The 747-nt window shown below is 52.6% G+C and carries 1 rRNA gene; it reads right to left on the bottom strand.

Features of this window, described 5'->3' with window-relative positions:
- Positions 1-674 (bottom strand): 16S ribosomal RNA (locus tag ACOTZF_RS25215); the annotation flags it as partial.
- Between the last annotated feature and the right edge of the window lie 73 nt (positions 675-747).

Raw genomic sequence — 747 nt, 5'->3', positions numbered from 1 at the left:
TTCTACCCCCCTCTACAAGACTCTAGCCTGCCAGTTTCGAATGCAGTTCCCAGGTTGAGCCCGGGGATTTCACATCCGACTTGACAGACCGCCTGCGTGCGCTTTACGCCCAGTAATTCCGATTAACGCTTGCACCCTCCGTATTACCGCGGCTGCTGGCACGGAGTTAGCCGGTGCTTCTTCTGCGGGTAACGTCAATTGCTGTGGTTATTAACCACAACACCTTCCTCCCCGCTGAAAGTACTTTACAACCCGAAGGCCTTCTTCATACACGCGGCATGGCTGCATCAGGCTTGCGCCCATTGTGCAATATTCCCCACTGCTGCCTCCCGTAGGAGTCTGGACCGTGTCTCAGTTCCAGTGTGGCTGGTCATCCTCTCAGACCAGCTAGGGATCGTCGCCTAGGTGAGCCGTTACCCCACCTACTAGCTAATCCCATCTGGGCACATCTGATGGCAAGAGGCCCGAAGGTCCCCCTCTTTGGTCTTGCGACATTATGCGGTATTAGCTACCGTTTCCAGTAGTTATCCCCCTCCATCAGGCAGTTTCCCAGACATTACTCACCCGTCCGCCACTCGTCACCCGAGAGCAAGCTCTCTGTGCTACCGTTCGACTTGCATGTGTTAGGCCTGCCGCCAGCGTTCAATCTGAGCCATGATCAAACTCTTCAATTTAAAAGTTTGATGCTCAATGAATTAAACTTCGTAATGAATTACGTGTTCACTCGTTGAGACTTGGTATTCATTT

The sequence above is a fragment of the Enterobacter cloacae complex sp. SHL021 genome (assembly GCF_049237765.1).
In the GTDB taxonomy this organism is placed as follows: domain Bacteria; phylum Pseudomonadota; class Gammaproteobacteria; order Enterobacterales; family Enterobacteriaceae; genus Enterobacter; species Enterobacter cloacae.
This window is presented reverse-complemented; position numbering and strand designations above follow the sequence as displayed.